Source organism: Homoserinimonas sp. (assembly GCF_056262345.1).
Genome location: NZ_JBACFR010000149.1, coordinates 1 through 17,973, shown reverse-complemented (window position 1 = coordinate 17,973; position 17,973 = coordinate 1). Strand labels below are relative to the sequence as shown.

The following is a 17,973-nucleotide window of genomic DNA, read 5'->3' as shown; positions in this document are numbered from 1 at the left end:
CCGGCTTATCCGCGCCGACTAGAGCGGGTGAGCGGCGAGCCAGGCCTCAACATCGTCCGCCGTGCGCGGGATGTTGATCGATAGGTTCTCGGCACCGTCGGCGGTCACGAGGATGTCGTCCTCGATTCGCACGCCGATCCCGCGGAACTCCTCTGGCACGGTCAGATCGTCCGGCTGAAAATACAGCCCCGGCTCGATCGTGAACACCATTCCCTCTTCGAGAACACCGTCAAGGTAGAGCTCCCGGCGCGCCTGCGCACAGTCGTGCACATCCATCCCCAGGTGGTGACTCGTGCCATGCACCATGTAGCGGCGGTGGTACTGCTTATCGGCCTCGAGCGACTCCGCAGCACTCGTGGGCAGCAAACCCCCCTCGGCTGTTTTCTCGGCGATTACCCGCATCGCTTCGGCATGAATCTCGCGGAACCGGATGCCGGGGCGCACGATTGCGAATGCGGCATCGGCGGCTTCGAGCACGGCCTCATAGACGCGGCGCTGCACTGGGGTGAAGGTGCCGCCGATCGGCAGCGTGCGGGTGATGTCGGCCGTGTAGTAGCTCTCGAGTTCGATTCCGGCGTCGAGCAGAATGAGGTCGCCGGCGGAGACAGGTCCGTCGTTGCGCGTCCAGTGCAGGATGCACGCGTGGGGGCCGGATGCGGCGATCGTGTCGTATCCCACGGTGTTGCCGTCGGCCCTCGCACGCCGGTTGAAGGTGCCCTCGACGAGGCGCTCGCCACGGGGGTGGGCCATGATTTCGGCACGGTCGGCAATGACATCGTCGAAGCCGCGCTGAGTGGCGTCAACCGCCAGACGCATCTGCTCGATCTCGTAGGCGTCTTTGACGAGTCGAATCTCTGAGAGATCCTGCGCGAGAGCGTCGTCACCCGACCGGTCCTCGTCGGCTTCTGGCGGCAGGTCCACGGCGAGCAGCCGACGACCGTCAACCTGGTCGGTGAGGTCACGGTCGGCATCCCGCACGATGAGTGTGTCGACATCGACGGCGTCGAGCACGGCATCAAGTTCGGCGATGCCCTTGGTGGCGAGACCCAAATCTCCGGCAACCTGCACGAGCGAGGGGCGTGCACCAATCCAGAACTCGCCGATCTCTGGGTTCGCATAGAACTCATCGGAGTCGCGGCCGGCGCGCTCCCTAAAGTAAAGCGTCGCGGTATGGCCGTCATCGGTCGGCTCAAGCACGAGGACTGCGCCGGGCTCGCTGGAGGATCCCCACCCCGTGAGGTGGGCAAAAGCGGAGTGGGCGCGGAATGGATAGTCGGTGTCGTTCGAGCGCACCTTGGACGACCCTGCGGGGATAATGAGTCGCTTGCCCGGGTGCAGCCGGGAGATGCGCTCGCGACGAGCGGCGGCGTAGGCAGCCTCCTCGCGGGGTTCGGGCACCGGCTCCGAGCGGGGAGCCCACGACGAGGCGATGTAGTCGCTGAACGTCGACGACTGCGGTGTGGTCGATCTATTAGACGTTGCCCGCGGCTCTGGCTCGGCGGCAACAGAGCTGGCGGTGGCGGGCTTCGGCGAACGAGATGTCTCCATGACATCCATTCTCCCACTGACTTGCTCAGCGGCCCATGGGAGCAGCGGCGGCGATCCTAGGCGCGCGGTTCTAGACGGGCAACGACGGGGCGATGGTCGCTGCCGACTGAATCTGCCTCGGTGACGACCTCGAACTGCGAGACGCGCCATTCATCCGTGCTCATAACGTGGTCGATGGGGGCTCCGAGCTGGGGGAGCAGCGCCGTGGGCCAGGTGCCAACGCCCCCGGCACCGACCGAGGCGGCAGCATCGACGCACTCACCGAGGCGAGCGGAGGAGGCGAGCCTGTCGTCAACATGGGTCGTCGATTCCCACGAACCTAGGCCGGCGAAGTGGTCGATCGTGGCGTTGAAATCGCCCGCCATGATGATGTTGTCGCCCGAGCACATCTCCGACAGCAGGGCAAGATCAGACCGCCAGTTATCCATCTGGCCGGGGATGGGTGCGACCGCGTGCACCGCGATGATCGTGGGGCCAGCACCGTTGACGGGTCGCGCCACCACGGTGGGAAGCACTTCGGTGGTTTTCAGGTCGGCATCAAACTCGTACTCGCCCAGATCTGCGCTGATGAGGAGTGAGGTCGATCGGGCCGGCGAGATGAGGTCGTAGGCGGCTGTCAGCACCCACATCGGGCTACCAGCCTCGCGCATGGCCACGGCGGCTTCGACGGCGTCGACCTCAAGCGTCTCGGGCAGCACGACGATTTTCGCCCCTCGGCTGATGGCGAGGTCTGCGACCTGCTGCGGGTCGGTCGCTGGCCCCAAGGTGTTCCAGGCAAGCACCGTAATGGCGTCATCCGACGGGCCGGGATCGGCGGTCGCCGTGGTTTCTAGTCCGCGAGAAACAAGCACGATGGCGGTGAGGGCCACAAAGGCGAGAGCGAGCACCGCCAAGGATGCGGCCAGCTTGCGAAAGCTCGCAATAAAGACCCCGAGGAGCAACAGTGCGATGGCAGCAGCGGCAACGACGACCGCGGCAGCACCCCGGAGAGAAACGACCTGGGCGACGAATTCGGCGCGCTGAAGTCCAAAAAGTTGGGGCCATCCGGCCACCGCCAAAACAGCGAACGTGGCAAGGATGAGCGCTGCTGAGAGGAGACGGCGGATCATGGCCTTGTCACTGTACTCGGTGGTGCTGAGTCCGCAGCGGAGGCGGGCCCGCAACCGCTCTGCCGCGAATAGAGTGGATCCATGGAGCGCCTCATCGACCTGCACACACACAGCAGTGTCAGCCACGGCACCGAGACCCCGGCACAGCTGATCCGAGCGGCGGTCGCAGCGGGTCTCGACACCATCGCCATAACCGACCACGACTCGACCGCGGGATGGGCCGAGGCGCGCGCAACGGCCCAGGGCACCGGTCTTACGGTCATCCCCGGCATGGAGTTCAGCACTCGGCAGGGGCACCGCTCCGTTCACCTTCTGGCGTACCTGTTCGATCCGACCGACGCCGACATCATCGCCGAGACGGCGCGCATCCGTTCGTCACGGTTGACCCGCGCTGAGAGCATCGTGGCCAATCTTGCCCTCGACTACTCCCTCACCTGGGATGACGTTCTTGCCCACACGCAAACGGGCACGACGGTCGGGCGGCCACATATCGCCGATGCTCTCGTGACTCGTGGCCACGCCGCCACTCGCACGGAGGCGTTCGAGCAGATCCTGCATCCGAGACATGGATACACGATGCCGCACTATGCGCCAGACCCTGTCTCGGCAATCAGGCTCGTGAGAGCGGCCGGGGGAGTGCCCGTTCTTGCTCACCCGGCGACGCTAGGTCGCGACGCGGTGCTCGACCATGCCACCTTCGCGGCAATGGCGGATGCTGGCCTTTTTGGGCTCGAGATCGACCATCGTGAGAACACGGAGGACGGCAAGGTGCGCCTGCGCGAACTGGCTCGCGAGTTTGGGCTCGTTCTCACGGGCTCGAGCGACTATCACGGCCAGGGAAAGCCCAACCGTTTGGCCGAGAACACAACGTCAGTCGAGGTTCTCGAGCGCATCGTCGCCGAAGGTACGGGCGCGCAGCCGTTTCTGCCGTAGCAGTTGGTCGCGCGCGCCCGTATCCGGGTACGTGGCCTAGGCGACGGGAGGCGGGGTGCTTCCCGTGCTAGGGCGGCGGGTGCGGTTGCGTCGACGACGGGCCGGGCCCGTGCCGTCATGCGTTCCGGCGCCCTCGGCCTTGGGTGCGGATTCTGCACCCTCCGTCGCTGCTGAACGGGTGCGGGTGCGGGTGCGATCGGCGCCACCGCGGGGGCCGCCGTCACGGGAGGAACCGTCGTTCTTGGCACCGTCGCGGCCACGGCCGCCTGAGGCGACGGCAGCACGGGGCTCGCGAGCGCGCACCGGCCCGGCTGAGGCAAGACGGCCCTTGGTGCCCTCGGGGATGTCGAGCTCGGCAAAGAGGTGCGGCGATGATGAGTAGGTTTCGGTGGGCTCGGTGATGCCCATCTCGAGCGCGCGGTTGATGAGCGCCCTCTTGTGCAGGTCGTCCCAGTCCACGAACGTGACGGCGATGCCGGTCTTGCCAGCGCGGCCGGTGCGGCCAGCGCGGTGCAGGTAGGTGTCGTGGTCGTCGGGCACCGTGTGGTTGATCACGTGGGTCACGTCGTTGACGTCGATGCCGCGGGCCGCAACATCCGTAGCAATGAGGATGTCCTTCTTGCCGGCCTTGAACGCGGCCATTGCGCGCTCACGCTGCTCCTGGTTGAGGTCACCGTGAACGGCGGCGGCGTTGAAGCCTCGGTCGCCCAGCTCCTCGACGAGCTTGGCGGCGGCACGCTTGGTTCGCGTGAAGATCACGGTCTTGCCCCGGCCCTCGGCCTGCAGGATGCGGGCGATCACCTCGTCCTTGTCGAGCGAGTGAGCGCGGTAGACGACGTGCTTGATGTTCGCCTGCGTCAGGCCCTCGTCGGGGTCCGTCGCGCGGATGTGGATGGGCTTGTTCATGAAGCGACGCGCAAGGGCCACGATCGGGCCGGGCATCGTCGCCGAGAACAGCATCGTGTGGCGGGTGGGGCTCGTCTGAGAGAAGAGCTTCTCGATGTCGGAGAGGAACCCGAGGTCAAGCATCTTGTCGGCCTCGTCGAGAACCATGACCTTGACGTCCTTAAGCGACAGCATCCGCTGGCTCGCGAGGTCCAGGAGGCGCCCGGGGGTTCCTACGATGACCTGTGCGCCGGCCTTGATCTGCTCGACCTGACCCTCGTAGGCCTTGCCGCCGTAGATCGCGGCGACCTGGGTGCCACGGTTCGATGCTGCGAGCGTGAGGTCTTCTGCGACCTGAACGCACAGCTCGCGGGTCGGTACGACGACGAGCGCCTTGACGCCGGGCTCGGGGTTCGGGCCGAGCTCCTGAAGCAGGGGCAGACCGAAGCCGAGCGTTTTGCCGGTTCCTGTCTTGGCCTGGCCGATGATGTCCTGGCCGCCGAGGCCCATGGGGATGGTCTGTTCCTGGATGGGGAAGGGGCTAGTGATGCCCTTCGACGCGAGTGCGTCGACCATGTCCTGTTCGATGCCGAGATCGGCGAATGTCTTGGGTTCTGACGAAGTCTGATCTGAAGTCACGTGTATGTGCCCTGTCCAAAGCGAGTACGCCCGCTTTCACCTGGGGCGTAGAAAACCTCCACCAGAAGCGGGAGGCATTACACCCAGTTTAGGGGCAGACACCCCGCACAGCCCCTGAACGTGAGCGTTGCGGAGCGTCGTCGGCCCTGCGCGGGCTGTTCTCTGCCGCTCCCGGCACTAGTCTGGGTTCGTGTTCTCCCTCTTCGGTCGCGGTCGCAAGCAGATCGTTGCGCCCAAGCTCAAGCCGCGAAATAAAGCCACGCAAACCGTCAACCGGGTCGCCCTCGGCGAACTAACCCCCGACCTCCCGCGTTATCTCGGCCAGGCCGCTTATCTTCAGCTGTCGAACTTCGAGACGATAACCGGTGCGATTGCCGGGTCGCCGACTACTCACGACAAGGTCGCCCTTGCTCGGGTCGCGCGGATCTCGCTCAACAAGCTTGAGGGACTCATTGCCGAGATCGAGCGCGGCGGGGACAAGCCAGAAGACCTTATGGAGCACTTCGCCGCACCGGTGGAGAGGTATCGCAGCACCACCCGCGGCAACGACTGGTACGAGACGGTAGTCACGAGCTACATCACCGCGGGAATGCTCACCGACTTTTTTGCTGCGCTCGCCGAGGGGCTGCCTGCCGCGCCTCGCGACCGCATCGTTACGCTGCTCACCGAGAACGAGCCGAGCCCCATAATCGTCGAGGCGCTTCGCTCCGCAATTGACGCCGAGCCTGCACTGGCCTCTCGGCTTGCCCTCTGGGGGCGCCGTCTCGTGGGTGACACCCTTCTTATGGCGCGATCTTCGCTCGAGGTCCCTGGCGGCACGACCCCAGACGAAGAAAGGCTCGAGCCGATCTTCACGGAGCTTATTGCCGCCCACACGCGCCGAATGGATGTTCTGGGGCTCACGGCGTAGGCATCAGCCGCGTTACCCAGCTCACTTCTCAGCTCACTTTTCACCGACCTCGTCGGCCTTTCTCAGCGGCCATGCCCCAGGATTGACGGATGCTGCGCCGTCACCCTTTGCTGAGCCTCGCCACCCTGGCGTACTTGGCGATTGTGGGCTGGCTCACCCTGGGGCCGCAGCCGCTCGACGGGCGCGCTCGCAGCCTGTTGTGGAACGTCTTGGAGCGCCTGCAGGCCTACGAGTCTCTGCAGTGGATCACCTACGACAGGGTCGAGTTCGCGGCCAATGTGCTCATGTTCATTCCCATCGGCCTGCTCTTTGTTCTTCTTTTCGGTCGCCGCCAATGGTGGTTCGCGATCCTTGTGAGTGTTCTCGTGACGGTGGGCATCGAGTTCGCGCAGCTGTTTCTGAACGACCGGGTCACCGACATCCGCGATCTGATCTCGAACGCCTCAGGGGCGGTAATCGGGGTCGTTCTCGCGCTGCTTCTCACGTGGCCCAAGGAACTAGCGCAGCGGCGCAGCTCCCGCAGACAGAAGGGCGCTGGCGCGAGGGTCTCCGGTCTCGTCTGACCTGCTACGCCATGGCCCTAAACTTGGGGCATGCCTGAGAACGATATGAAGCCCCGCAGCCGCACCGTCACCGACGGAATCGAGGCGATGACCTCCCGCGGCATGCTGCGTGCGGTCGGAATGGGTGACGCCGACTGGGATAAGCCGCAGATCGGTGTTGCCAGCTCGTGGAACGAGATCACCCCCTGCAACCTGAGCCTGAGCCGCCTCGCGCAAGCCGCTAAAGAGGGCGTGCACTCCGGCGGCGGCTACCCGCTGCAGTTCGGCACGATCTCCGTCTCCGACGGAATCTCGATGGGCCACGAGGGCATGCACTTCTCTCTCGTCTCGCGCGAAGTCATTGCCGACTCCGTTGAGACCGTGATGATGGCGGAGCGCCTGGACGGCTCCGTCGTGCTGGCCGGATGCGACAAATCGATCCCCGGCATGCTCATGGCGGCCGCGCGCCTCAACCTCGCTTCAGTGTTTCTCTATGCCGGTTCGATCGCTCCGGGCTGGGTCAAGCTCAGCGACGGCACCGAGAAGGACATCACGATCATCGACTCGTTCGAGGCCGTCGGCGCTGTCAAGGCTGGCAAGATGTCGGCCGCAGACGCCAAGCGCATCGAGTGTGCCTTCGCTCCCGGCGAGGGTGCCTGTGGTGGCATGTACACGGCCAACACCATGGCGAGTGTCGCCGAGGCGCTCGGCATGAGCCTTCCCGGCTCGGCCTCGCCCGCATCCGCCGATCGCCGCCGCGACTACTACGCCCACCGCTCCGGTGAGGCCGTGGTCAACATGCTGCGCCTGGGAATCACGACGGGCGACATCCTCACTAAGAAGGCATTCGAGAACGCCATCGCCGTGGGCATGGCACTGGGCGGATCGACCAACATCATCCTTCACCTGCTCGCAATCGCGAACGAGGCGGGGGTCGACCTGACCCTCGATGACTTCAACCGCATCGGCGACAAGGTTCCCCACATCGGCGACCTCAAGCCGTTCGGCAAGTACGTGATGAACGATGTCGACCGTCACGGCGGGCTCCCCGTTCTTATGAAGGCGCTTCTTGATGCGGGGCTCATGCACGGCGATGCCCTCACCGTCACGGGCAAGACCATGGCAGAGAACCTCGCCGAGATGGATATCGATCCTCTCGACGGCGAGGTTCTGCGCACGCTCGACAACCCCATCCACGCCTCGGGTGGCCTTGCGGTGCTCAAGGGCACGTTCGCGCCCGAGGGTGCTGTCGTCAAGACGGCTGGCTTCGACGCTGCTGTGTTCGAGGGCCCCGCCCGCGTATTCGAGCGTGAGCGCGGAGCCATGGATGCTCTCACCGAGGGTCGAATCAAGGCTGGCGACATCGTCGTTATTCGCTACGAGGGCCCCAAGGGTGGCCCCGGCATGCGCGAGATGCTCGCGATCACCGCGGCGATCAAGGGCGCGGGGCTCGGAAAAGATGTACTACTGTTGACGGACGGACGATTCTCGGGCGGCACAACCGGCCTGTGCATCGGCCACATAGCACCCGAGGCGGTGGACGCAGGTCCAATCGCATTCGTGCGCGATGGTGATCTGATTCGGGTCGATATCGCAGCTCGCTCACTCGACCTACTCGTCGATGAAGCAGAGCTGGAAGCTCGCCGCAACGGCTGGGCTCCACTTCCCCCGCGCTATACCCGTGGCGTTCTCGCGAAGTATTCCAAGCTTGTGCACTCTGCATCAGAGGGCGCAATCACGGGGTAGCCGCGTCACCTCAGCTCTAGGGGCACACCAGTGCCCCGGCCATTCGTGTTCACGATCACAAGGAATTCAGTGATGTCAGCAGACGCACCTCCCATTCCCACCAGCACGTCGAGCATGCCCGAGATCCTCACGGGGTCCGGGGCAGTGCTCCGCTCGCTCGAAAAGCTTGGCATTACCGATGTGTTCGGTCTGCCGGGCGGCGCAATCATGCCGTTCTACGACGAACTCATGTCGTCGAAGACGATCCGTCACATCCTCGTTCGTCACGAACAGGGTGCGGGTCACGCGGCTGAGGGCTATGCCTCGTCGAGCGGAAAGGTCGGAGTCGCCATCGCGACCTCAGGCCCCGGCGCGACAAACCTGGTGACGGCGATCGCCGACGCGTACATGGACTCGGTGCCGATGCTCGCGATCACCGGCCAGGTGTTCTCTACCTCGATGGGAACCGATGCGTTCCAGGAGATCGACATCGTCGGAATCACGATGCCGATCACCAAGCACTCGTTCCTCGTGACCAAGCCAGAAGACATTCCTGGCGTCCTCGCGGCGGCCTACCAGATCGCAACGACCGGCCGCCCCGGCCCCGTTCTTGTCGACATCACCAAGGATGCGCAGCAGGGTCGCGCGCCTTTCGTGTGGCCGACTCAGGTCGACCTGCCCGGCTACCGCCCCGTGGTCAAGGCGCACGGCAAGCAGATCCAGGCGGCAGCCCAGCTGCTCGCCGAGGCCAAGCGCCCCGTGCTCTACGTTGGCGGCGGTGTTGTGCGTGCCGGAGCATCCGAGGTTCTTCTCAAGCTTGCCGAGACCGTCGGCGCACCCGTCGTCACGACGCTTATGGCTCGCGGCGCGTTCCCCGACTCCCACGATCAGCACCTGGGCATGCCCGGGATGCACGGCACAGTTCCTGCCGTTCTCGCTATTCAGGAATCCGACCTTCTGGTGTCGCTCGGAGCTCGCTTCGACGACCGAGTCACGGGCAAGACGAGCGAGTTCGCGCCCCACGCCAAGGTTGTCCATGTCGACATCGACCCAGCGGAGATCTCGAAGATCCGCACGGCCGATGTGCCCATTGTCGGCGATGCCAAGGATGTCATCGCCGATCTGACCGCATCGTTCACCCAGATCGTCGGGGCACACGCGCCCGACCTTTCGGAGTGGTGGACGCGCCTCAACCTTTTGCGGGAGCAGTTCCCGCTCGGGTACGACGAGCCTGAAGATGGCCTGCTCTCGCCGCAGTATGTGATCGAGCGAATCGGCGCGATCACCGGCCCGGAGGGCGTGTACGCCGCCGGAGTTGGCCAGCACCAGATGTGGGCTGCACAGTTCATCAAGTACGAGCGCCCCGGCGCCTGGCTCAACTCGGGCGGTGCCGGCACCATGGGCTACAGCGTGCCTGCGGCCATGGGTGCCAAGGTGGCCAATCCCGACCGCATCGTCTGGTCGATCGACGGTGACGGCTGCTTCCAGATGACCAATCAGGAGCTCGCAACCTGCACGATCAACGAGATTCCGATCAAGGTCGCGGTCATCAACAACTCGTCGCTCGGCATGGTTCGCCAGTGGCAGACGCTGCTGTACGAAGGCCGCCACTCGTTCACCGACCTCAATACGGGGCACGGCACGGCTATGGTTCCCGACTTCGTGAAGCTTGCGGAGGCCTACGGTGCCCTCGCGATTCGCGTCACGAAGAAAGAAGAGGTCGACGCTGCGATCAAGCTCGCTAACGAGACCAACGATCGGCCCGTTGTGATCGACTTCGTGGTGAGCCGTGACTCGATGGTGTGGCCCATGGTGCAGCAGGGTCGCGGCAACTCGGCCATCCAATACGTCCGCGATGCCGCGCCCGCCTGGGAAGAGGAATAAGCAATGAGTCATGTTCTGTCTCTCCTGGTCGAAGACAAGCCCGGTCTGCTCACACGAGTTGCTGGCCTCTTCGCTCGCCGTGGATTCAACATCGAGAGCCTTGCGGTTGGCAAGAGCGAAATCGCTGGCCTCTCGCGCATCACCGTCGTCGTGGACGTCGAGGAGCTGCCCCTTGAGCAGGTTACGAAGCAGCTCAACAAGCTGATCAACGTGATCAAGGTCGTTGAGCTCGACCCAGCGCAGACTGTTCAGCGCGAGCACATGCTCATCAAGGTGCGAGTAGACAACACCACTCGCAGCCAGATCCTCGAAGCGGCAACGCTGTTCCGCGCACGCATCGTCGACGTGTCGACGGATGCCGTGGTGATCGAGGTCACCGGTGACACCGCCAAGACCCAGGCCCTGCTCAAGGTGCTTGAGCCCTATGGCATCAAGGAGATCGCCCAGTCGGGGCTCCTCGCTATCGGGCGCGGGGCTAAGAGCATCACCGAGCGCGTTTTCAAGAACTGACGTGGGTTGCCGGCCGATCGCGGTCGGCGTCTGCCCGCACTGCACACCTCACACAACAAGGAGAAACACAAGTGACTGAGATCTTCTACGACAAGGACGCTGACCTGTCGCTCATCCAGAGCAAGAAGGTAGCCATCATCGGCTACGGCTCGCAGGGCCACGCTCACGCGCAGAACCTGCGCGACTCGGGCGTTGAGGTCGTCATCGCGCTCAAGGAGGGCTCGAAGTCGACTGCTAAGGCTCAGGAGGACGGCTTCGAGGTCAAGTCCGTCGCCGATGCCGCTGAGTGGGCTGACGTGATCATGATCCTCGCCCCCGACCAGTACCAGCGCTCGATCTTCAACGACGAGATCAAAGACAAGCTCACGCCGGGCAAGACCCTTGCCTTCGCTCACGGCTTCAACATCCGCTTCGGTTACATCGAGGTGCCCGAGGGCGTCGACGTCATCCTCGTCGCTCCTAAGGCTCCCGGACACACGGTTCGCCGCGAGTTCGTTGCCGGCCGTGGCATCCCGGACATCATTGCCGTCGAGCGTGACGCTTCTGGCACCGCCTGGGACCTCGCCAAGTCGTACGCCAAGGCCATCGGTGGAACCCGCGCCGGCGTGATCAAGACCACGTTCACCGAGGAGACCGAGACCGACCTGTTCGGTGAGCAGGCTGTTCTCTGTGGCGGCACCTCGCAGCTCGTTCAGTACGGCTTTGGGACCCTCGTCGAGGCTGGCTACCAGCCCGAGATCGCCTACTTCGAGGTTCTTCACGAGCTCAAACTCATCGTCGACCTCATGTGGGAGGGCGGCATCGCCAAGCAGCGCTGGTCCGTCTCCGACACGGCCGAGTACGGCGACTACGTCTCCGGCCCCCGCGTGATCACGCCGGATGTCAAGGAGAACATGAAGGCCGTTCTCGCCGACATCCAGTCCGGCGCGTTCGCAGACCGCTTTATCAAGGACCAGGATGGTGGCGGCACCGAGTTCCTCGGCCTCCGCGAGAAGGGTGCAGCGCACCCCATCGAGGTCACGGGCAAGGAGCTTCGCTCGCTCTTCGCGTGGAAGCAGCAGGACGCCGACTACACGGACGGCTCCGCAGCGCGCTGAGTTCACTAAGCCGCGGGCCGGGTAGGCCCCGTCTCGCCTGATAGAGGGCCGACACTTCACAAGGGTGCCGGCCCTTTATCGTTTCGTAGCGCTCGAAACGCTGCCGAAACATCGAGGCTCCCTCAACGAAACATCGTGTCCCTACTCTGACGAGCACGCGCCAACGGCCGTCCCCTGCGGGCGGCATCTCAGCAGCCGAGGCGCTTCCCGACAGAAAGAGGCCGTCAATGTTCCCTGTCCACGGATTCACCCGCCGCGCAGTAGCGGCAACGGCGGGGGCAGCGACGCTGGCTCTCCTCCTCGGCGCCTGTGCCGGGACGAGCGCCGAGACGCCCTCCGGCGAGGACGGCTCGTTCGGCGACATTGCCATCCAGCTCTCGTGGATCAAGAACGCGGAGTTCGCGGGCGAGTTCTTCGCCGAGGAGCGCGGCTATTTCGCCGATGCAGGGTTCGACTCCGTGGAGCTTGTGCCAGGGCCAGTCTCGACCGAGGCGGCCGTCATCTCGGGCAATGTGATCATGGGGCTCGGCAACGCGATCTCGGCGGGATCCGTCATCGCGGAGGAGGGTGCGCCGATCACGATCATCGGCACGACCTACCAAAAGAACCCGTTCACGATCTTGTCGCTCGAGGACCACGGCAACATCGCAACGGTCGATGACCTCAAGGGCAAGACAATCGGCGTGCAGGCGAGCAACCAGAACCTGTGGGAGGCGTTCCTCGCCCTCAACGACCTCACGCTTGACGACGTCAACACGGTGCCCGTTGAATACGACCCGACCCCGCTGTTCACGGGCGAACTCGACGGATGGTTTGCCTACCTCACGAACGAGGCGCTAGACGCTGAGCTTCAGGGTCTGAAGCCCGTGAACCTGCCGTTTGCCGACAACGGCATGCCGTTTGTTGCCGAGAGCCTCATCGTGAACACCGCAGACATCGAGAACAACCGCGAGCTTCTCAAGGCCCTCCTCGTCGCCGAGATCAAGGGCTGGACCGATGCCATCGCCGAGACGGATGAGGCTGCCCGCCTCGCCGTCGAGGTGTTCGGCAGCGATCTTGGGCTGACGATGGAGAAGGAACTGCTGCAGGCCCAGGTGCAGGCGCGCGACCTGATCGTGAGCGATGAGACCGAGGCCAACGGGCTCTTCACCATCAGCGAGAAGATGCAGGAACTCTGCATTCAGACCCTCGCTGCCGCAGGCATCGAGGTAACCGCTGACCTGCTCTTCGATATGTCTCTGCTCGCCGAGGTTTACGAAGAGAACCCCGAGCTGCTCGACTACGCAAAGTAGGGGCCAGATACATCGTGTCTTCTCAGACAGCCGGTGCCCGGGACGAGGTCTCGGGCACCGGAATACACATCTCGGGCCTCAGCAAGACCTTCGCGATGCGGCGTTCCCGAGTCGTCGCTCTCGCCAATACGACGCTGCAGAGCGAGCAGGGGAGCTTTCTTTCGTTGCTGGGGCCTTCAGGATGCGGCAAGTCCACGATCTTGCGCATCCTGGCCGGCCTCGAGACTCCGACCTCAGGGGTCGCGATGGTCGACGGCAAGAACCCTGCGGAGCTTCGCGCCGGCCACAATCTGGGCATCGCGTTTCAGGATGCTGCGCTTCTGCCGTGGAGGAGCGTCGAGAGCAACATCCGCCTGCCGTTCGAGGTTGCGGGGCTGCCCGTGGATCGCGCCTATGTTTCGGACCTCATCAACCTCGTGGGTCTCACGGGGTTTGAGAAGGCAAAACCGGCGCAGCTCTCTGGGGGCATGAAACAGAGGGTCTCGATCGCCCGCTCCCTGGTTCTCAAGCCCTCCGTTCTGTTGCTCGATGAGCCGTTCGGCGCGCTCGACGACATGACGAGGCAACGCCTCAACATTGAGCTGCTTCGAATCTGGACGGAGAAGCCGGCAACGACGCTCATGGTGACCCACGGCATCTCTGAGGCCATTTTCTTGTCTGACCGGGTGGCCGTGATGTCGGCACGGCCCGGCCGTGTCAAAGAGGTTATCGACGTGGATCTGCCTCGACCCCGCGTTGCCGAGATGATGCGAACACCGGAGTTTCACGCGCTGCACGACCGCGCATCCGAACTGTTGTTCGGCGGCGAATCGACCAGCGCGGCAGAACGCGAACTCGAACCGGTGGGGGAGTAGCGGTGCCGAGGAGCGCGATGCCCGCCTGGCTCTCTGCTGCGCTTGCTGCCGCGGTGATCGTCGGGCTCTGGTGGGTCGGTGCCATCACGGTTTTTGCCGATGCAGGCGTTGGCGACCGAGGAGCTATTCCCACGCCGCTGGGTGTCGTGCAAAAGATCATCGAGGATGGCATCGGCTTCTATCTCACCCACGTGGCAGTGACTCTCGGGGAGGCCGCCCAGGGGTTTGCCTGGGGCACGGCCGTGGCGCTGGCCGTATCGGCTCTCGTGCTCATCTGGCCGCGTCTTGAGGGCGTTGTCACGCAAGTGGCCGTCATCACCTACTGTCTGCCGCTCGTTGCTATCGGCCCGCTCATCTATGTGGTCATCGGCGCTCCCAAGGCAGGAGAAGCATCCGGAACAGCAATCGTGCTTGCCGCGCTCTCGGTGTTCTTTACGACCGTGGTCAACACTCTTCTCGGCCTCAAATCGGCCGATCGCTCGTCGCTGGATGTCGTCGCGGTTTATGGCGGATCGCGGTTCATGCAGCTTCGCAAGGTGAGGTCGGTTGCGAGCCTTCCCGGAATACTGACCGGGCTGCAGATCGCGGTTCCGTCGGCCTTTCTCGGCGCAGTGCTCGGGGAGTGGTTCGGCGGTGTGCAGCGCGGTGTTGGCCCGGCGCTCATCATTGCAGCGCAGTCGACCAACATCGAGAGGACCTGGGCGCTCGTGCTCATCTCGGGGGCCGTCGCGGCGCTCGGGTACATGATTTTTGGCATGATTGCCCGGTTCGTGACGCCGTGGTCCACGGGGCAGGTGGTCGCGGCATGAGCGGCGGAGAGCCCATGGTGCGCCGAGGGGCGGTGCGCGCCGTAGCCGGCAGTCTCGGCAGATCGGCGGCCACGGCACTCATCACCCTGGTGGGCGTGATCGGCGCGTGGTTCGCGATCATCGCGGTGCTCGACATTTCGCCCTTTCTGGCGAAGACGCCACTGGACGTGATCGACTGGTTGTTCGTTCGCGAGGATGCGCCCGAAAATCTGGCGAAGGTGTGGGGGCTGCTGCTGATAACGCTCGCCGACGCGAGCATCGGCTTTAGCGTCGGGCTTCTCGTGGCACTCCTCGTTGCCCTGGCGTTCGCTCTCTCTCGGGGCCTTGAGCAGGCACTCATGCCCATGGCGCTGCTGCTGAGATCCATTCCCCTCGTCGCGCTCGCCCCCATCCTCATGCTCATATTTGGACGCGGCATCACGATGACGGCCGTCATGGGTGCCATCGTTGTGCTGTTCCCCGCCCTCGTGACAATCGCCTTCGGCCTGCGCAGCGCTTCGGCTCAGATCGCCGATGTCATCACGGTCTACGGAGGCACCAGGCTCACGGTGCTGCGCACAGTGGCTCTGCCGAGCTCTATGCCCGCGTTCTTCGCCGCCGTGCGGATCTCTGTGCCTGCCGCCATCACGGGAGCGCTGCTGGCCGAATGGCTGGCAACGGGGCAGGGGCTCGGGTACTCAATCACCACCGCGGTCGCCCAGGTTAAGAATTTTGAGGTCTGGTCTTCTGTCGTGGCCGTGACGCTCGCATCCGTCGTGCTCTATGCGCTCGCGCAACTGGTGGAGAACATCGTTTTGGCGAGGATGGGCTCTGCGGCGATCGGTGACGCTCACCGGCCTTAGGCTCGATAGTGCGCGATGGCCGGAGCGAAGCGGCCCGTCGCGAGAATTCTGCTTGCCGTACCCCCAAGGAACTCCATGTCACAGCACGCCCCTGCCCATTCCCTGCTCGGGCTCCCCAAAGCAGAACTCCACCTACACATCGAGGGCACGTTCGAGCCGGAGCTCGTCTTTGCGCTCGCGGCGCGCAACGGCATTGAGCTGCCCTATGCGAGCGTCGAGGAGCTGAGGCAGAGCTATAGCTTCGACGGCCTCGTGTCGTTTCTCGACCTGTACTACGAGTGCATGGCGGTGCTGCGCACAGAACGGGACTTCTACGAACTGGCGATGGCGTATTACGAGCGCGCGAGCGCTCAGGGCGTGCGGCACACCGAGATCTTCTTTGACCCTCAGGCCCACACGAGCAGGGGCGTTTCGATCGACACGGTCATCGACGGTCTGAGCAGGGCAGCGACGGATGCTCGCAGCAGGCTCGGCATAACGGGTGGGCTCATTATGTGCTTTCTCCGCGATCTGCCCGTCTCGAGCGCTCACGAGACGCTCGAATCGGTGGCGCACCGTGTGGGCGACCTCATCGGTGTCGGCCTCGATTCTGCGGAGGCGGGGTTTCCGCCAAGTCTGTTTGCTGAGGTGTATTCCCGGGCGGCCGAACTTGGCCTCCGTCTTGTCGCTCACGCCGGTGAGGAGGGGCCATCCGACTATGTCTGGGAGGCGCTTCGCCTGCTCAAGGTCGAGCGCATCGACCATGGCGTGCGCAGCCTCGAGGACTCCGATCTCGTGGACTATTTGCGCGAGAACCGCGTCCCGCTCACCGTGTGCCCCCTCTCCAACCTGCGGTTGGGCGGGCACGTTGCGTTCAACGCCCTTCCGGCGCTCATCGAGGCCGGGCTGTTCGTGACCGTGAACTCCGACGACCCCGCGTATTTTGGCGGCTACGTCGGCGACAACTTCACCGAGATTGAGCGGGTCTTCGGGGTCTCTCAGTCGAAGCTCGTGGAGCTGGCCCAGAACTCGGTGGTCGCCTCCTTCGCCTCGGATTCTCGCAAGCAGCAGCTCCTCGCGGAGATCGACGAATGGATCGGCGTCAACCAGAGCAGTCAACTGAGTGCCCGGCGCTAGAGTCAATACATGCACTCCGAAGCCGACGACGAGGCCCTGACCTGGGACGGCGCTGAGCCCGATAACATCGCCGCTCGGCCGGTGGAGACTCCGAGCGAGCCGTCGTCGGAGGCGCCAGCCGCGGCATCCGCTAGCGCCGGGAGCAGCTCCCTCCTGCTTGTTTTCTACGGCATCCTGGGCGGCGTTTACTTGCTCTACGTGGTCGGATGGATCATTGCCGTTAGCCGCGACACCTTCTCTCAGGCGAGCCTTTTCGCCGAGATCATGTACCAGCTCGGTGAGTTCTTGGCCATTGCGTCTCCTTTGATTTGGATGGCCACCGTGTTCGTGCTCACTCGACACAAACGCCCCCTTCTTCGTGTTCTCCTTCTGCTGCTTGGCGCCGTAGTGCTAGTGCCGTGGCCGTTCATTCTGGGAGGTTCAGCGTGAGCGAATCCGCTGGCACAGCATCTGCACCAGCCGTCACCGCCCCCACGCGGCGCTCATGGCCGTCGATCACGGTTGCAATCGTCTTCGCGCTGTTTTATGCGTGGGATTTTTTTGAGGCCATCACCAATATGTTCGGCGTCGTCGAATTGCTGGATGCGCGCAACGAGTTCCTGGCTGATAACGACCTCGCCCCGGTCTCGGTTCCGTGGGCGACCCTGATCGTGAACCTTCTGCTTCCCGCCGCAGCATTCGCCATCGCGTGGTGGATCGGGCGCCGCCGCTCGCTGGGAGTGCAGGCTCTTCTATACCTGACGGGGTTGGCCGTCGTCGCGGCGTTGACGCTCACTCTGACGTCACTTCTGTAGCGTGCTGGGCCCATCTTGGCCCGTCACGTCGGCTGCGAGCGGTGCACTAAACTGACCCTGCCGTGACCTGAATGAGCCTCGGCGACAACCCAACCCTTCGACGAATGGATCATTTCGTGGCAAAGCCGATCGTGCTGATCGCTGAAGAACTTTCGCCCGCAACCGTCGAGGCCCTTGGCCCCGACTTCGACATCCGCTCGGTGGACGGCACTGACCGTCCGGCGCTGCTGTCGGCTCTCGCTGATGCGTCTGCCGTGCTGATCCGATCTGCCACGAAGATGGACGAGGAGGCGATTGCCGCAGGCAAGAAGCTCAAGGTCATCGCTCGCGCAGGAGTCGGGCTCGACAACGTCGACATCAAGGCCGCAACGACGGCTGGCGTCATGGTCGTGAACGCGCCGACCTCCAACGTGATCTCGGCAGCGGAACTCGCGGTGGGCCACATCCTGAGCCTCGCCCGGTTCATCCCCGAGGCGAACCAGTC

Annotated in this window: 18 protein-coding genes; 15 read left to right on the top strand and 3 right to left on the bottom strand. The window is 64.2% G+C overall.

The genetic code is table 11. The annotated features are described in order from the left end of the window. Positions 1 to 18: 18 nt before the first annotated feature. Together AC062T_RS07430 and AC062T_RS07425 are read right to left on the bottom strand one after the other, a co-directional pair. Positions 19 to 1,548, bottom strand: a complete 1,530-nt coding sequence (locus AC062T_RS07430) for an aminopeptidase P family protein (protein ID WP_476028750.1) — start codon at positions 1,546 to 1,548, stop codon at positions 19 to 21. Positions 1,549 to 1,604: 56 nt separating this feature from the next. Further along, the gene (locus AC062T_RS07425; protein WP_476028748.1) at positions 1,605 to 2,657 is read right to left on the bottom strand and encodes an endonuclease/exonuclease/phosphatase family protein; all 1,053 of its coding nucleotides are present in this window, start codon (positions 2,655 to 2,657) and stop codon (positions 1,605 to 1,607) included. 81 nt (positions 2,658 to 2,738) lie between these two features. Here AC062T_RS07425 and AC062T_RS07420 point away from each other — a divergent pair, with 81 nt between their 5' ends. Then, positions 2,739 to 3,590, top strand: coding sequence for a PHP domain-containing protein (locus AC062T_RS07420; protein WP_476028746.1), 852 nt, complete (start codon positions 2,739 to 2,741; stop codon positions 3,588 to 3,590). A gap of 36 nt (positions 3,591 to 3,626) precedes the next feature. Here AC062T_RS07420 and AC062T_RS07415 read toward each other — a convergent pair whose 3' ends face one another. Then, positions 3,627 to 5,051, bottom strand: coding sequence for a DEAD/DEAH box helicase (locus tag AC062T_RS07415; protein ID WP_476028770.1), 1,425 nt, complete (start codon positions 5,049 to 5,051; stop codon positions 3,627 to 3,629). 253 nt (positions 5,052 to 5,304) lie between these two features. Here AC062T_RS07415 and AC062T_RS07410 point away from each other — a divergent pair, with 253 nt between their 5' ends. From AC062T_RS07410 to AC062T_RS07345, 14 genes are all read left to right on the top strand, one after another. Next, positions 5,305 to 6,024 carry a ferritin-like fold-containing protein gene (locus AC062T_RS07410; RefSeq protein WP_476028744.1) on the top strand — a complete coding sequence of 240 codons (720 nt, stop codon included), beginning with the start codon at positions 5,305 to 5,307 and terminating at the stop codon, positions 6,022 to 6,024. 89 nt (positions 6,025 to 6,113) lie between these two features. Beyond that, entirely contained in the window at positions 6,114 to 6,587 is a 474-nt protein-coding gene (locus AC062T_RS07405) for a VanZ family protein (RefSeq protein ID WP_476028742.1), read from the top strand. A 30-nt stretch (positions 6,588 to 6,617) separates the two neighbouring features. Continuing rightward, on the top strand, positions 6,618 to 8,312 hold the full coding sequence (gene ilvD / locus AC062T_RS07400; protein WP_108997170.1) for a dihydroxy-acid dehydratase: 1,695 nt from the start codon (positions 6,618 to 6,620) through the stop codon (positions 8,310 to 8,312). 72 nt (positions 8,313 to 8,384) lie between these two features. Beyond that, positions 8,385 to 10,175, top strand: coding sequence for an acetolactate synthase large subunit (locus AC062T_RS07395; RefSeq protein ID WP_476028740.1), 1,791 nt, complete (start codon positions 8,385 to 8,387; stop codon positions 10,173 to 10,175). A 3-nt stretch (positions 10,176 to 10,178) separates the two neighbouring features. Beyond that, a complete protein-coding gene (gene ilvN, locus AC062T_RS07390; RefSeq protein ID WP_476028738.1) occupies positions 10,179 to 10,685 on the top strand; it encodes an acetolactate synthase small subunit in 507 nt (168 codons plus the stop codon). 71 nt (positions 10,686 to 10,756) lie between these two features. After that, positions 10,757 to 11,782, top strand: coding sequence for a ketol-acid reductoisomerase (ilvC, locus tag AC062T_RS07385; protein WP_476028736.1), 1,026 nt, complete (start codon positions 10,757 to 10,759; stop codon positions 11,780 to 11,782). 227 nt (positions 11,783 to 12,009) lie between these two features. After that, positions 12,010 to 13,074: an ABC transporter substrate-binding protein gene (locus AC062T_RS07380; protein WP_476028735.1), complete on the top strand. Its 1,065-nt coding sequence runs from the start codon at positions 12,010 to 12,012 to the stop codon at positions 13,072 to 13,074. 14 nt (positions 13,075 to 13,088) lie between these two features. Then, positions 13,089 to 13,928 carry an ABC transporter ATP-binding protein gene (locus AC062T_RS07375; protein WP_476028733.1) on the top strand — a complete coding sequence of 280 codons (840 nt, stop codon included), beginning with the start codon at positions 13,089 to 13,091 and terminating at the stop codon, positions 13,926 to 13,928. Between the two features lie 17 nt (positions 13,929 to 13,945). Continuing rightward, the gene (locus tag AC062T_RS07370; RefSeq protein ID WP_476028731.1) at positions 13,946 to 14,737 is read left to right on the top strand and encodes an ABC transporter permease; all 792 of its coding nucleotides are present in this window, start codon (positions 13,946 to 13,948) and stop codon (positions 14,735 to 14,737) included. Further along, positions 14,734 to 15,579: an ABC transporter permease gene (locus tag AC062T_RS07365; RefSeq protein WP_476028729.1), complete on the top strand. Its 846-nt coding sequence runs from the start codon at positions 14,734 to 14,736 to the stop codon at positions 15,577 to 15,579. The genes AC062T_RS07370 and AC062T_RS07365 overlap by 4 nt, the downstream gene beginning before the upstream one ends. A 75-nt stretch (positions 15,580 to 15,654) precedes the next feature. Next, the gene (locus AC062T_RS07360) at positions 15,655 to 16,695 is read left to right on the top strand and encodes an adenosine deaminase (protein WP_476028727.1); all 1,041 of its coding nucleotides are present in this window, start codon (positions 15,655 to 15,657) and stop codon (positions 16,693 to 16,695) included. Between the two features lie 9 nt (positions 16,696 to 16,704). Further along, positions 16,705 to 17,124, top strand: coding sequence for a hypothetical protein (locus AC062T_RS07355; RefSeq protein ID WP_476028725.1), 420 nt, complete (start codon positions 16,705 to 16,707; stop codon positions 17,122 to 17,124). After that, positions 17,121 to 17,489 (top strand): hypothetical protein, encoded by a 369-nt coding sequence (locus tag AC062T_RS07350; RefSeq protein ID WP_476028723.1) that lies wholly within the window; start codon positions 17,121 to 17,123, stop codon positions 17,487 to 17,489. The genes AC062T_RS07355 and AC062T_RS07350 overlap by 4 nt, the downstream gene beginning before the upstream one ends. A 116-nt stretch (positions 17,490 to 17,605) precedes the next feature. Beyond that, on the top strand, positions 17,606 to 17,973 hold a 368-nt coding region (locus AC062T_RS07345; RefSeq protein WP_476028721.1), incomplete at its 3' end, for a Rossmann-fold NAD(P)-binding domain-containing protein.